Origin of the sequence: Bacillus cereus group sp. N14 (assembly GCF_016483555.1) — a bacterium.
Classification (GTDB): Bacteria; Bacillota; Bacilli; order Bacillales; family Bacillaceae_G; genus Bacillus_A; species Bacillus_A wiedmannii.
Genome location: NZ_JAEHBQ010000010.1, coordinates 123,015 through 136,250 on the forward strand (window position 1 = coordinate 123,015; position 13,236 = coordinate 136,250).

A 13,236-nucleotide genomic window follows, 5' to 3' on the forward strand; every position below is an offset into this window, starting at 1 on the left:
TGAATATGGCGACCAAAAACTATAAAAAAATCACTCCATTTCACATTTTTAACAATTTTTTATGAAAACATGAAAACTAGGCAATCACCTTTCTCCGCTTTTGTCATATGATATTGCAAATTGATTTCTAGGAGGGAATACCATGAGTGAAGAAAAAAAAGACTCTTCTCGCCCACCGGTTCGCAATTATTTAAAGCAAATTGATGATTTCTTCGAGCAAACACCACTTCGCAATGTAATCGCTGATTTAAATCATTTTTTCCAAAAAGGAAACCGTTTATTAACATTCCCTGTAGATTTATATGAAGTTGGTGAAGAGCTTGTAGTTACAGCTGAACTGCCGGGTATCCAAAAAGAACAAATTCAAATTGAAATACAAACTGAATACTTAAAGGTCTCTGTAAAAGAAGAGATACTAGAAGAAGCAGATGAAGAAACATCTCATAACTATTATCGCCGAGAACGTTCCATTTCAGAAGCATCAAGATTGATTAAATTACCGTACTCAATTAATAAAAAAGCAGCGAAAGCTTCGTATCAAAACGGCGTGTTAGAAATTCGGGCACCAAAACTTCCACAACAACATGACATTTTATCCATAGACTAATGCAAAAAAATAAGGGTGCTATGCACCCTTATTTTCAATCCACTAATCGCTTCATATCACGTATAATGTCTTCGTATGGCGTATTACTAATGCCACTATACTTTTTCATTACTTTTCCGTTTTGATCAATTAAATAAAATGATGTACCATGCATGACCTGACCATTCTCCGGCTTATCTACAAGTGATTGGAAATTATCTTTTGAAAACTTCGTAATATCTTCTAACGAATATCCCGTTAATAAATTCCAGTTACTAGTATCCTCTGTAAACTTTTGAATAAAAGCTTTCAGATTTTCCGGCTTATCAAGGTCTGGATCTACACTAAATGAAACAAACTGAACGTCTATCTTCTCTTCTTTTGCCATCTTTTGCAGCTTGGCCATATTTGCAGTCATTGGTGGACAAACTGTTTGACAATTTGTGAACATAAAATCTGCAACCCAAACTTTCCCTTTTAAATCTTTTGTACCAAATGACTTTCCATCTTGATTTGTAAATTGGAAAGTTTCTAAATCCCAATTCAATGGTTTACGAAGCTTTGAACCCGATCCACTACATCCAGCAAGTACAAAGAGACAAAATACAACCATAAGACCAATTATTTTTTGATAACGCTTCATTTATAAACCTCTTTTCTCTATCCTAAATTTAAATAGGTTATGTTTATCATAACAAAAGTTAACACTACGAGAAAATTGTTTACTACATTTGTTCACGAAATCGTACGAATTTACGTATGTTACTTCTTTATTTCAAGCCAATTACTAGACAAAATTTATTTTTTTACTATTATTTCTCTAAATAGAAGTTGCAAAACTAATTTTATTGTTACTTTTGTAAACGCATCCCCCTATTTTTTAACAATTCCTTAAACATTCATCCATGTTATACACTGTATTCCTTAACAACATTTCGGTACAATACAATTACAACGATTTTAAATGAGGTGATGTTCATGACAAAACGTTATGAAAACATGGATAATGTGAGTACAAAAAAATCAATTCGTTCCTTTATACGTTGGCGAAAAGAACGAAAACAAAATAAAAAGGATTTTTCTTTTTTAGTAGAACAATCACCTGTTAAACAAAGTAAATTCCTACAAAACAACTTTGAAAAGACGTCTGTAACTTGGATTGGTCATTCCACATTCCTTATCCAAACGAATGGGCTGAATATATTAACAGATCCAGTATGGGCTACTAAATTAAAATTAGTTCCAAGACTTACTGAACCTGGTCTTTCTATACAAGAACTACCTAAAATTGATATTGTCCTCATTTCACACGGTCATTATGATCATTTAGATTTTTCATCGCTTCGCCAGCTAAATGATGATGTTTTATACCTTGTACCTATTGGACTGAAAAAACTATTTACTCGCAAAAAATTTACTCATGTAGAAGAGTATAATTGGTGGGAAAATACAATCATTAATGATGTTTCCTTTCACTTCGTACCTGCTCAGCACTGGACGAGAAGATCCTTATTTGATATGAATACATCACATTGGGGTGGATGGATTATTAATAATGAACCAACGAAAGAAACCGTCTATTTTTGTGGTGACAGTGGCTATTTCCAAGGTTTCAAAGAAATTGGCAGACGCTTTTCAATTGATATTGCCCTTATGCCAATTGGCGCTTATGAACCAGAGTGGTTTATGAAAGCATCTCATGTTTCACCTGAAGAGGCAGTGCAAGCTTATTTAGATTTAAACGCTACACACTTTATACCGATGCATTACGGAGCTTTTGCCCTCGCCGATGAAACACCCCGCGAGGCAGTAACAAGGCTTCGAAATAATTGGAATTTACGTATGTTACCGTGGGAACAACTGCATGTACTCTTTTTAGGCCAAACCTTTACTTATAATAACGCAACAAACGGTAAGCAAGTAAATGAAAAAATTGAAACATTACACGTATAACGTAACTACTTATTTTCTATATCCAACATATACTATAGAAAATCATAAAGTAAAACTTTAATCAGTGGGTGTTTTCTATGAATGAATATTTACAGACTCGCTATATCATTAGCGGGAGTGCCTGTATAACCCTTCTTATTTCTTACTTTCTATTCACATAAAAAAAAGCTACTTGAAAATTCATTTCAAGTAGCTTTTTATTACTCTGCTAAATACATAAATCCAATTGCACCTGGACCTGTATGAGTACTAATAATAGGCGTTGTAAAGAAAATTTCTGATTGAGCAAATCCACTCACTTTTTCAACAGCCGCTTTTACATTTTCAGCTAAAGGAATTGCTTTCGCATGCGGAATTGCAACAGCTTTTACAACTTTTCCAGCTGTATCTTCCTCAAATAACTTAGCTAACGTTTTTACAATTTGACCTTGGCTACGCACTTTCGTTACAGGGTTATAAACACCATCTTCAAGGCTAGCAATTGGCTTTATATTAAGTAGCGAACCGATAAACGCTTTTCCTTTACCGATACGCCCACCCTTCACTAAATTTTCTAATGTATCTACTACTACATATAAACGAGTATTCTTTCTCACTTCATCTACACGTTTTAAAATTTCTTCTAGTGAGCGTCCTTCATTTGCCATTTTTGCAGCTTCTATTACTTGATATGCTAAAGCATGTGTAATAAATTGAGAATCAACAACTGTTACTTTTGTGTCGGTCATTGATGCAGCACTATTGGCAGTTGCCACAGTACCACTCATTCCACTTGTCATATGAATGGAAAGTACTTCACTTCCATCTTCACCTAACTTGTCATACATTTCTACAAATGTACCCATTGCCGGTTGTGATGTTTTTGGTAATTCCTCTGATTTGATCATTTCTTCAATAAATTCATCAGGTTGTAAATCAACGCGATCTAAATACGTTTGTCCATTTACAGAGATTGATAATGGTAGCACATGAATGCCATACTTTTCGATTACATCCTGCGTTAAATCTGCAGTTGAATCTGTTACAATTTTAATTTTTTGCATATTATATTCTTCCCTTTCCAATACGCTCTCCTTGTTATTATACTAGCATTCCCTGTGCTTTCAACAATTTCGAACAAATTTCACCAAATTAATTATATTTTTATACCTAAAATGAAAAAGACAGAGTTTACTAACCCTGTCCATACTCTGTATCATGCATTTTTTTCAAGGGTATTTGTTTTATATACATTTAAATAATCATTCCACTTCAAACAATTTTGCAAATATTCACGGAAAGAATACGAAAATCTTGGGTGCTTTTGTTTTTGAATTTTTGCAATAAATAATTGAAGACGAGACTGAATTAGAAACGATAATGGATGCTGTGCCTGTAGGACAGGGATTTCGAATATTTTAATACAATCCCCTGTTGAATGAGTGAAATAAAAACTTTTCGTAATCACAATATCAATCCTCTTTTTCATTGGATTTTTGAACTTCCTCTACTTTACGCTATAACACGTTGTTTAAAGTGGAGACTTCTATGAATACAAAAGTATCCTTAGTCAATCCCTGTAGTCCTTTTGGTTAGAAGATTTACACTCTATTTATCCTCCGTCCTAAATATCGATCAGACAGGAATCCCGTTATCCATATATTGCTTAATAATTTTAGTATAAACTTAGCAAAGCGCAAAGTTTGTCTAAATTTTGGAGATTCTATAATTTTTTTCTTCTATATATTGTATACGTTTATGTCTAAAGTATAACAAATAAATAAAAAAAGTGCCTTTATAACGAGGCACTTTTCGACTGTATTTCTTCTTCTCTTTTCTTTTTCCGCTTACTGACAATCTTTGATAAAGCGATACTAATTTCATAAATACAAATAAGTGGTACCGCTACTAAACTATGTGATAAAAAATCCGGCGGTGATATACACGATGCAATGATAATCAATGCTACGTAAGCATACCTTCTTATTTTTATTAGCAATTCCGCCGTTAACAGTCCAATACTCGTTAAAAACATGACAACTACAGGTAATTCAAAAATTACAGCAAATGGAACTGTTAAATTAAGAACAAAATGAAAATACTTTTCTGTCGTAAACATCGTATTAAACATTTCATTACCTATCGTAGTTAAAAAATGAAATAAAAACGGCATTACAACGAAATATCCAAAACATAAACCTGCAATAAATAATATAGACAATACCGGTATATACATTACTGTCATTTTTTGTTCATTTGGATGTAAACCCGGTTTTACAAATAACCAAATTTGTATAGCAGCAAAAGGAATTGTACAAACGATAGCAAATACTGTAGCAATCGAGAAAAAAATCCATAATACATCACTTGGACCGAGAACAGTTAATTTCATTGGTAAATCTTTTACTAGCCAAAAATAAATATCCTTCGTAAAAGTAAATCCGATAATTAAAAATAGGACAAAGGATAGTACTGTATATATTACTCGTTTGCGAAGCTCAACAATATGTTCTACTACGCTCATTTCCCGATCTTCCATCTCGTTCACCACACTTTATTTATCCATTTCGAGGAAAATTCATTACATTTTTTCTTTCTTTTCCTTCTCTTGAAATGCATCATCAGTCAATTCTTTCGTTGATTTTTTGAATTCTTTTAACGTTTCCCCTAAAGCCTTTCCGATTTCTGGCAATTTTTTCGGCCCAAACAAAATGAGTACAGCTACTAAAATTAAAATTAATCCTGGAAAGCCAATATTTGAAAACATTTCTCCATCCCCTTTATTAGTAGATTCCTTGTCCTACTATTGCATAATTTTATTTTGTCAAAAAAGTTTGAAAACGTCAACAAATCCATTGCTTTTTGTCAAAAAAATTCAAAAATATAATCAATTATACAAATTTCATTTTCTATTGCCCTTGTGTATGATATGGTAAGGGAAATGACATATTATTTTATGATAGTAGAAAGGATTTGCATTATGACTGAAAAAATGACACGAATGACGCATTTTGTGAAAGAAGAAATTGCAAATGCAATTACACATGGTATCGGTGCCATTTTAAGCATCCCTGCCTTAATTATATTAATTATTCATGCCTCTAAGCATGGTACCGCATCTGCTGTAGTTGCATTTACGGTTTATGGTGTAAGCATGTTTTTACTGTACTTGTTTTCGACCTTGTTACATAGCATTCATCATCCAAAAGTAGAAAAATTATTTACTATACTAGATCACTCAGCCATTTATTTATTAATCGCTGGCACATATACTCCTTTTTTACTTATTACGCTTCGCGGACCATTAGGCTGGACGTTACTCGCTATTATATGGACACTAGCACTCGGAGGTATCATCTTCAAAATTTTCTTTGTACGTCGCTTTATTAAGGCATCAACATTATGCTATATCATAATGGGATGGCTCATAATCGTTGCTATTAAACCACTTTATGAAAATCTAACTGGACATGGTTTTTCACTACTTTTAGCAGGTGGAATTTTATATTCTGTAGGGGCTATATTCTTCCTTTGGGAAAAGTTACCTTTCAATCATGCCATTTGGCATCTTTTCGTTTTAGGTGGTAGTGCGATGATGTTCTTCTGCGTACTCTTTTATGTCTTACCTACAGCATAAAAAAGGTTTCAGCTTATATTAAGCTGAAACCTTTTTTATTACTTATGTAATTGTGATGCGATAACATCCTGTGTATGCTTCGTTAATTCTTTAATATCCATATTCGCATACTCTTCAGGTGTAATCGGCTTAGAAATTGTTACTGTTGCATGAGCTGGTTTCATACGGTTTCCATTCGCTTCAAACATTTTATATGTCCCATCTAACGTTACAGGTAAGATTGCTACACCTGACTTTACTGCAAGGTGAAAACTCCCAGCCTTAAACTCTCCAATTTCGCCACCCTTACTTCTCGTCCCTTCTGGGAAGATTACGATAGAATGCCCGTTCTTTAACAGCTCAATTCCATCTTTAATCGCTTGAAGAGATTGACGACGATCATTACGAACCATAAATACACAATTCATAAGTTCCATCCAAGTTGGTACAACTGGAAACTTCTTAATCTCTGCTTTTGAAACAAATCCAATTGGTTTATTTAAGTAACCTAGTAAAACAGGAATATCCATATTACTCTGATGATTACTTACAACTAGTACCGGCTTATCTTTTGGAACATTTTCCAGACCATTTACTTCAATTGCCCCACCAGCTACACGTACCATTTTCTTACCAAACCAATTTGTCGTTTTATACACAACATTATCTTTTTCTTGTGGCAACATCGTATTTACTTGTCTTTTCAGACGCCACATTCTCGGTGTAATCGCAATTACGATTAAAATTAAATAAAAGATTTTAAAAAACGTTTGAATCATACAGAACCCCCACCTATTATCATTCCGACCTTCATTATACTAGACAAACGAAGGAAAAAGAAGAAAAAATGTCCAAACAACAAGTGCTTGGACATTTTTAAGTATTCTATATTAGAAACGTTTTGCTAATTCACGAGCATTAGCAATTGCTGCTTCTTTAATTTCTGGTGCTTTTTCAGGGTTTGCATTCATACCTTCAACTGCAATGTATTCAGTTTCATTTACACCGATGAATCCTAATACTGTTTTTAAGTGATTGCGGCCGAAGTCTACAGCTGCGTATGCTCCTTCAGAATAAACGCCACCTGTTGCTTGAATATGAAGTGCTTTTTTACCTTCTAATAAGCCAACTGGACCATTTTCAGTATACTTGAATGTTTTACCTGCGATTGCTAAGTTATCTAAGTATGCTTTTACTACTGGTGGATAGCTAAAGTTCCACATTGGAGTTACGAATACATAACGATCTGCATGCATAAATGTTTCTAAGTTTGTGTTCATTGCTGCAACTTTTTGTTGTTGAACTTCAGTTAAAGTTTCAAAACCTTCACCTGCTGCAAATTTACCCCAAGCAGCGAATACATCTGCATCGATTACTGGGACTGTAGTGTTGAATAAATCAATTGTTACAACTTCGTCTTGTGGATGTTCGTTTTTATAAGCCTCGATGAAAGCTTCCCCTACTGCCACTCCGAAAGAACCTTCTGCTGAATTTGGATTTGCTGTAATAAATAGTACTTTTGTCATTGTATTCTCTCCCTTTTACACATTTTATCTTTAATTTGAGATTTATATTTCGAAAGTAAATAACTTACCTTATGTAAGTATAATACAAAAAGTTATGTTCAATGTCAATAAAAAATAGCTGCTTTTTTTTCGTAAGTTAATAAACACTATCTTTTCAATACGTTTTGGTGAAACAAAAAACTACCTCCACATTCCATGGAGATAGTCTTCATCATTTTCTATTTTTGAAACACATGTTTCACTTTTTCAGCTGGAATATTACTTCCGCCTCTACCTTTTACATCTTCAATCATCATTGTAATGACCATATCTGGTGAATTCAAATCAAATGCAGCGAACCAGCCTAGTTCTTTTCCTTCGGCCTCTTTCGATACTTTTAATTCCGCTGTCCCTGTTTTTCCAGCAAGAGTCATTCCATCAATTTTAGCAATTTTCCCTGTACCGTCTGGATCATTAATTACTTTCGTCATAGCAGTTTTTAATATATCCTGATTTCCTTTAGAAATTACATTTTCTTTCCAAGCTTTTGGTTGTTTATCTGTTTTAATAATATACGGTGATGGAATCGTTCCATCATTTACAATTGGCGCATACGTTAAAGCTAAATGAAGAGGAGTCATTAATACTTGTCCTTGTCCATATCCTGTATCTGCCATTTGAATATCATTTTTAATACCATCATTTGCGATTTTAGAAGCTGGGAATCCATATTCAATTGGTAATTTCTCATCGAATCCGAATTTTTTCGCTTCACTCATAAACTTGTCTTTTCCGATTTTCAAAGCTTCTTGTGCGAAATAAATATTATCCGAGTATTTCATCGCCTTATCCAAATCAATCGGATTTGCATCTTTCACACGTGTTACATAATAATTACCCCAAGAAGAATCTTTTGTCCATTTTAATCCTTCAATTTTCAACTCTTCTTTTGGATCAATCGTTTTCGTTTCAAGACCAATTGCAGCTGTAATAGGCTTAAATACAGATCCTGGAACTGATAATTGTGTAAATCGATTCGTCATCGGTTTTTTCGGATCATTATTCCATGCTTCGCGTTGTGCCTTCGATGTCCCTCGTGCAATTATATTAGGATCATATGCTGGACTACTTACTAGTGCAATTGTTTCTCCACTTTTCGGATTAATTGCTGCACTTGAACCAGCTTCGCCCTTCATTTCATTATACGTTTTTTCTTGAACAGCACTATCAATAGTTAAAGTTACATTTTCTCCATCAACAGCATCTGTTTTTGCTAAATTTTTAATTTCTTTTCCTTGCGCATCTTCTACAAAGACACGGCCACCTTTTTTACCGCGTAGCTTTTCCTCTAATACTTGCTCTAAACCGGCTTTACCAACTGGATCATCAGCTTGATAGCCTTTCTTTTGTAGCGTTTTTAAATCTTCAGCATTTACCTTTCCAATATAACCAGTCAGATGAGCTGCCGCTTCCCCTAACGGATATGTACGAACATTTACAGGTTTTGTTGAAACACCTGATAAATCAATGTACGTATTTTGCGTTGCCCCCTCAGGCAAAATTCCAATTGGTACGAGATACCCTGGTTTTACCCATTTAGCAGCTAGTTTTTGATCAATTTCTTCTACAGACATATTTAATAACTTCGCTACTGTCTCTTTCGTTTGCGGAGCAGTATCGTCTAATTTTTCTGGAACTATTCCAATTTCAGAAGCTTTCCCATTCGTTGCAAGACCTTTTCCATTACGATCGTATATTTCACCACGTTTTGGCTCTGTCGTTTGCATACGCACTTTACTATCTTTTGTCATACCTGGGAATATAAAATCAGGAGTCCAATCTATTTTCCAAGATTCTTTATCTCCATCTTTTTCTTTCACCATTTTTGCTTCATGGGCAAAATTGATTTTACCACCGACTGTATCCATACTTACTTTAAAAGGAACAGGACCTTCATCTTTTTTATCTTCTTTTACTTCTCCTGCTTCTACTTTTAAGTTTTTCACTTCAATGCCAGAATAAATTTTTTCATATTTCTCAGTGAACTCTTTCTTCGAAATACCTTTTTTTGCCTTTTCTGATAATTGATCATACATTTCTGCAAATTTTTGTTTATTCCATGCTTTTGTATATGTATCAAACGCTTCTTGTGGTTTTTCTTCTTTACCGCATCCAACTAACATGAACGTTAAGCAAAGAAAAAGAATCCCCCATATCTTTCTCAATCAATTCTCCTCCTCTTTCTATATGAATACTTTTGAAAATTTTAGCATTTTTACATGCTAGATTTCATTATAGCACTATTGAATATCATCTATAAACTTATATTAACGAATACAAATAAAAAGATTGATGTGAATTTCACATCAATCCTTATTATTATTATTATTGTTGTTTCTCATATACATGATAATAGTACGTATACGGATTCTTTTCATCCGTTAAACCTTTTTCAACAAAAACTTCTTTCCAATTTGTCATATCCATTTCTGGAAAGAATGTATCACCTTCAAATGCGTAGTGGATTTTTGTTATATATAACTTGTCTACGTAAGGTAAAAAGAGATCATAAATTTGCGCTCCACCAAAAATAAAAATCTCCTCTTCATTTTTGCATAGTTCAAACACTTCTTCTACAGAATGTGCTACTTCACAACCTTCAACATGATACCCTTCATTACGAGTTACAATAATATTACGTCTTCCAGGCAGTGGTCTACCAATCGCTTCGTAGTTCTTTCTGCCCATAATAAGTGAATGGCCCATCGTTGTTTTCTTTACATACTGCAATTCACTTGGTAAACGCCAAGGTAAATTATTATCTTTGCCAATTACTCTATTCTCGTCCATTGCGACCATAAATGAAACAATCATTTTTTCATCTCCTCTACAATTATACTGCAACCGGTGCTTTAATTGCTGGGTGTGGATCATATCCTTCAATTGTTAAATCTTCCATTTCAAAATCGAATACAGATTTCACATCTGGATTTAATGTAAGTTTCGGGAATGGACGTGGTTCACGTGCCAATTGCTTTTCTACTTGTTCAAAATGATTCGTATAAATGTGTGCATCTCCAATTGTATGAACAAATTCTCCCACTTCAAGATCACATTCATGTGCAATTAAATGTGTTAGCAGTGAATAACTTGCAATGTTAAATGGAATTCCAAGGAATATGTCACCACTTCTTTGATATAGCTGACAAGAAAGTTTGCCATCTGCTACATAAAATTGGAATAACGTATGACAAGGTGGTAATGCCATACTTGGTACATCTTCAGGATTCCAAGCAGAAACAATTAAACGACGTGAGTCCGGCGTTTTTTTGATCATTTCAATTACATCTTTTAATTGATCAAGTGTCTCACCAGCTGTCGTTTTCCAAGCACGCCACTGCTTACCGTATACGTCTCCTAAATAACCAAATTTATTTGAGAAATCATCATCTTCTAAAACGTTCTTTTTAAACAATTCCATTTGCTCATCGTATTGCACTTTAAATTCTTCATCTTGTTGTGAGCGAAGACCGAAATCAGTCATATCAGGACCAGTATACTCATCGCTTTCTACCCAGCTCTTAAATGCCCATTCATTCCAAATATTATTATTATGCTGCAATAAATAACGAATATTTGTATCACCTTTCATAAACCAAAGCAGTTCACTTGCTACAAGGCGAAATGGCACTCTCTTTGTCGTTAATAAAGGAAAACCTTTACTTAGATCAAAACGCATTTGATATCCAAATACAGATACAGTGCCTGTCCCTGTACGATCTTCTTTCTTCGTACCATGCTCCATTACATGGCGGCATAAATTTAAGTATTCATATTCAGCATGTTTCATATATAGTAAAACCTTCTTTCAATCTTATATGAAATTTATCATAACATGAAAAACAGTGAATTTAATAATCTTGATTAATAAAATTTCATTTCAATAATTCTTACAAAATTATTAACTTTCCATAATTAAAAAGGTTTTCATTTTCTATTACCGAAAGTATAGTGCGGTAGGATAAAATTTATATTTGGAGGTTAGAAGTATGTCTAAAATTGAAACTCCTGTTATGACTTCTTTACAAACAACGGTTGAAAAAATGATGAAGGATTTAAACGTTCCTGGAGCTGCTGTGGCTGTTATAAAAGACGGTGAAGTTATTATTTCAGAAGGATTTGGCTATCGAAATCTAGAGACAAAAGACACTGTTACACCGAGTACTCGGTTCGCAATCGGTTCCTCAACGAAAGCTTTTGGCACACTTTCATTAAGCTTATTAGCACAACAAAAAAAGTTTAATTGGGATACTCCTATCCAGTCTTATATACCTAACTTCTCTTTATCTGAACTACTTGCTAGCTCACAAGTTACCGGACGAGATTTAGCTTCTCATCGAACTGGTGTAAGCCGTCATGAGGCTCTTTGGTATAGCTCTTCCTTATCTCGAAAAGATCTCGTTGAAAAAATAAAACATTTACCACTTGATGCTCCGTTTCGTACAGCATTTCTTTATAACAACTTAATGTATGCGACAATTAGTTATATTGTAGAAAACATTACGAATCAAACATGGGAACAATATGTTGCAGAACATATTTTAGAGCCTTTAAATATGGATCAAACAAACTTCTCTGTTACAGACTCACAAAATACAGATGATTATGCATTACCTTACGTTGAAAATGACGGTAAAATAAAAGAAGTTCCATTCCATAACATCGATACGGTCGGCGCTGCCGGGTGTATTAATTCTACAATTGAAGATATGGCAAATTGGGTCCTTCTTCACTTAAACGAAGGGAAATTTGGAGATCATGAATTAATCTCCTCTGAATTATTACAACAAATGTATACACCACATAATTCCATTCCAGATCAACCAGTTTTATCACTTCCGGAATCTCCATTAAATAGTTATGGTCTTGGTTGGTTTATTAGCGCTTACCGTGGTAATAAGGTAATTCATCATGGCGGTAATATTGATGGGTTTTCAGCACTTGTTTCATTCATACCAACAGAAAACATAGGCCTTGTTATTTTAACGAATGCTGGAGACACATTACTACCTACTTATCTCGCTAATCAAATTTATGACGAACTACTTGAATTAGAATTCATTGATTGGCATAAACGTGCTGTAGAAGATACTGAAAAAATGAAGGAAATGATGAAAGAAGCAACTGAATCCATTCCTGAACAAATTAAAGGGACTACACCTTCTCACAAGTTAGAAGATTATACCGGTATTTTCGAGCATCCTGCATACGGAACATTACGAGTATACAAACGAGATGATTCGTTATTTGTACAATTTATGGGGATGGATATTCAATTAGCTCATCATCATTACGACATCTTCTCTGCAAAAGTTGATTTATTCCAAATGAAAATGAGTTTATTATTCGCTTATGAAATGAATGTAAGTGGTGAATTCCCATCCCTTCAGTTACATGTACCAGCTATGTTAAGTACGCAGCCGCTTGTATTTAAGAAAATCAAATAAATATTTTAATAGAGGGAAGATAACACTTCCCTCTATTCCCCTTTTCTCTATGCAAAAAAAAGGATAATACGTAAAGGATACAGAATTCTA

At 34.0% G+C, this 13,236-nt stretch carries 14 protein-coding genes; 4 read left to right on the plus strand and 10 right to left on the minus strand.

All coding sequences use genetic code 11. The annotated features are described in order from the left end of the window. The first annotated feature begins 142 nt into the window (after positions 1-142). Complete coding sequence (locus JDS82_RS16105) at positions 143-607, plus strand: Hsp20/alpha crystallin family protein (protein ID WP_001288089.1); 465 nt, start codon at positions 143-145, stop codon at positions 605-607. A 34-nt stretch (positions 608-641) separates the two neighbouring features. On the opposite strand, the gene JDS82_RS16110 is transcribed toward JDS82_RS16105, so the two are convergent. Then, positions 642-1,229, minus strand: coding sequence for an SCO family protein (locus JDS82_RS16110; RefSeq protein WP_000833345.1), 588 nt, complete (start codon positions 1,227-1,229; stop codon positions 642-644). A 335-nt stretch (positions 1,230-1,564) separates the two neighbouring features. Between JDS82_RS16110 and JDS82_RS16115 the strand changes: the two genes are divergently transcribed. Further along, positions 1,565-2,539, plus strand: coding sequence for an MBL fold metallo-hydrolase (locus JDS82_RS16115; protein ID WP_199713581.1), 975 nt, complete (start codon positions 1,565-1,567; stop codon positions 2,537-2,539). A 200-nt stretch (positions 2,540-2,739) separates the two neighbouring features. Here the strand turns inward: JDS82_RS16115 and JDS82_RS16120 are convergent, their stop codons facing one another. The 4 genes from JDS82_RS16120 to JDS82_RS16135 form a co-directional block, all read right to left on the minus strand. Further along, positions 2,740-3,582 (minus strand): DegV family protein, encoded by an 843-nt coding sequence (locus JDS82_RS16120; RefSeq protein WP_033657798.1) that lies wholly within the window; start codon positions 3,580-3,582, stop codon positions 2,740-2,742. Between the two features lie 152 nt (positions 3,583-3,734). Next, positions 3,735-3,986, minus strand: a complete 252-nt coding sequence (locus JDS82_RS16125) for a DUF2535 family protein (RefSeq protein ID WP_000629012.1) — start codon at positions 3,984-3,986, stop codon at positions 3,735-3,737. Positions 3,987-4,313: 327 nt separating this feature from the next. After that, on the minus strand, positions 4,314-5,057 hold the full coding sequence (gene tatC / locus JDS82_RS16130; RefSeq protein WP_000390128.1) for a twin-arginine translocase subunit TatC: 744 nt from the start codon (positions 5,055-5,057) through the stop codon (positions 4,314-4,316). Between the two features lie 42 nt (positions 5,058-5,099). Further along, on the minus strand, positions 5,100-5,285 hold the full coding sequence (locus JDS82_RS16135; protein WP_000492443.1) for a twin-arginine translocase TatA/TatE family subunit: 186 nt from the start codon (positions 5,283-5,285) through the stop codon (positions 5,100-5,102). A gap of 213 nt (positions 5,286-5,498) precedes the next feature. On the opposite strand from JDS82_RS16135, the gene trhA reads away from it, so the two are divergent. Further along, positions 5,499-6,155, plus strand: a complete 657-nt coding sequence (gene trhA / locus JDS82_RS16140; RefSeq protein WP_000136880.1) for a PAQR family membrane homeostasis protein TrhA — start codon at positions 5,499-5,501, stop codon at positions 6,153-6,155. A gap of 38 nt (positions 6,156-6,193) precedes the next feature. Here the strand turns inward: trhA and JDS82_RS16145 are convergent, their stop codons facing one another. The 5 genes from JDS82_RS16145 to JDS82_RS16165 all read right to left on the minus strand — a co-directional run bounded on the left by JDS82_RS16145 (position 6,194) and on the right by JDS82_RS16165 (position 11,489). Further along, a complete protein-coding gene (locus tag JDS82_RS16145; protein WP_199713582.1) occupies positions 6,194-6,913 on the minus strand; it encodes a lysophospholipid acyltransferase family protein in 720 nt (239 codons plus the stop codon). A gap of 111 nt (positions 6,914-7,024) precedes the next feature. Continuing rightward, positions 7,025-7,660: an FMN-dependent NADH-azoreductase gene (locus JDS82_RS16150; protein WP_000170044.1), complete on the minus strand. Its 636-nt coding sequence runs from the start codon at positions 7,658-7,660 to the stop codon at positions 7,025-7,027. Positions 7,661-7,878: 218 nt separating this feature from the next. After that, entirely contained in the window at positions 7,879-9,864 is a 1,986-nt protein-coding gene (pbpC, locus tag JDS82_RS16155; RefSeq protein WP_199713583.1) for a penicillin-binding protein 3, read from the minus strand. Between the two features lie 160 nt (positions 9,865-10,024). Further along, positions 10,025-10,513 carry a dihydrofolate reductase gene (locus JDS82_RS16160; protein ID WP_000637215.1) on the minus strand — a complete coding sequence of 163 codons (489 nt, stop codon included), beginning with the start codon at positions 10,511-10,513 and terminating at the stop codon, positions 10,025-10,027. 19 nt (positions 10,514-10,532) lie between these two features. Continuing rightward, positions 10,533-11,489: a thymidylate synthase gene (locus tag JDS82_RS16165; RefSeq protein WP_000679623.1), complete on the minus strand. Its 957-nt coding sequence runs from the start codon at positions 11,487-11,489 to the stop codon at positions 10,533-10,535. Between the two features lie 199 nt (positions 11,490-11,688). On the opposite strand from JDS82_RS16165, the gene JDS82_RS16170 reads away from it, so the two are divergent. Continuing rightward, positions 11,689-13,146: a serine hydrolase gene (locus tag JDS82_RS16170; RefSeq protein ID WP_048566482.1), complete on the plus strand. Its 1,458-nt coding sequence runs from the start codon at positions 11,689-11,691 to the stop codon at positions 13,144-13,146. Positions 13,147-13,236: the final 90 nt, after the last annotated feature.